This is a genomic window from Moraxella lacunata (genome assembly GCF_002027545.1).
GTDB lineage: Bacteria > Pseudomonadota > Gammaproteobacteria > Pseudomonadales > Moraxellaceae > Moraxella > Moraxella lacunata.
In genome coordinates, this window is sequence record NZ_MXAN01000138.1 from 1 (window position 1) to 1,651 (window position 1,651).

The 1,651-nt window shown below is 41.8% G+C and carries 1 protein-coding gene; it reads left to right on the forward strand.

Features of this window, described 5'->3' with window-relative positions:
• Positions 1-645: 645 nt before the first annotated feature.
• Positions 646-1,599, forward strand: coding sequence for an OmpA family protein (locus B5J94_RS13765; protein WP_062501658.1), 954 nt, complete (start codon positions 646-648; stop codon positions 1,597-1,599).
• Positions 1,600-1,651: the final 52 nt, after the last annotated feature.

Consider the following 1,651-nt stretch of genomic DNA (forward strand, 5'->3'; position numbering starts at 1 on the left):
TAGGGAGGGGAGGAAGTCAAAATCAATAAACAACTCAAACTGTGACGAAATGTATGTTTTTAAGTAAACTTATGTAAAAACATACTGCCAAATCATGAACAATAAATAAACATTTTGCTGGTAGTTAACTTTTATTTATGGCTGAAGAAATGGTATGTTATTGATTTTTATAATGATATAAGTTGATAAAATCAAACAGCTGTAATAAGTCAAGTAAATTCTGATGTCCAAGCAGTTTATATCCGACTGTTTTGCTTGGCATATTACTTGCAACGTGATAGATGTCAATCTTATATTTTTGTGTGAATTTTAAAAAGACTTATCGTGACTGACGTGACGGGAATCACATGATGAGCGTAACTGTATTAAAAAATGTACATCTGTGACATTTTTTGTCAGCGATGTGACAATTTCTGACAGTATTTTTGCATAATTTTACAACTAAGATAGGTTTGATTAACACAAAAATGAGATGATGAGTATGATTTAAAAGGCATTTTGTGGGACTTGGAGCCTGCCGTGATATTAATATCTTGCCATCTAAGATATATCATGACAGATAAGATGTATCATGAATGGCATGCTGTACCCAAAATGTGTTTTGAATGTATTATGCAAGTTACCATAATTTTATAAGGAGTTGCCATGCAACTAAAAAAATTAGCCTTCATCAGTTCGGCACTGGTGATGGCGGTTCATGCACATGCCGATGTGCGTTTAGGTAATCAAGTTACATGGAATATGTCAAGTCAAGGGGCGGTAGATGAATTTACTAGCCTAGCCACACACGATAATGCCGGTGGCGTGGTGTTTATCAGACCGCTTGCTAACGCAGAATTCGCTGAGCAGTCCAGCACCAACATCGCCGTCAATAACCGCTACCTAACCAGCCTACAAGACGGGCATTATGCATCTGGTGTGGCGTGTGCGGGTAATGTCCAAATCAGTGCTGTTCCTACGGGTAAAAAAACCAACGATTTATCAGCCCAATCCATTCATACTCATCTAAATCCACGAGAAGTACAGTACTTTGTCGTACAAACTGGCAACAATTATCAAGCCAGTCTAACTCAGGTGGATGCCAACCAAGCCCAAGAGCTTATCCAAGGCACTCGCCGTCAAGCCCACCAAGTCAGTCGTGTACAGTCTGCTGACTGTGCTCCGGTACAACACATCCAGCAGCAAGTTGCCCCTGTGCCAGTCACGCCCGTGAGAACAACGACCAACGTACAACCCAGTCAGCCATCTTATGTAGCACAGCCTGCCAAGTTAAATCTGACCATCCAGTTTGATCACGACAAAAGCCACGTCAAATCCGTATTTCAAAAAGATGTCGCCAGAGCTGCCAATTTTCTAAAACAGCACCCTAGCACCAGTGCCACCATCGAGGGTCACACCGACTCAACAGGTGCTGCCAGCTACAACCAAAAACTCTCTGAGCGTCGTGCCAAGGCGGTCAAGCACCTATTGGTGAATAATCACGGCATTGAGAATTCTCGTCTATCTACCATCGGTTATGGCGAATCTCGCCCTGTTGCCACCAACAACACCAAAGCAGGACGTTATGAAAACCGTCGTGTCGTTGTTGTGTCACAATAATCATCATACAGTTCATTAAAAATAAGGATAACACATGTGAACCGACCCCCAA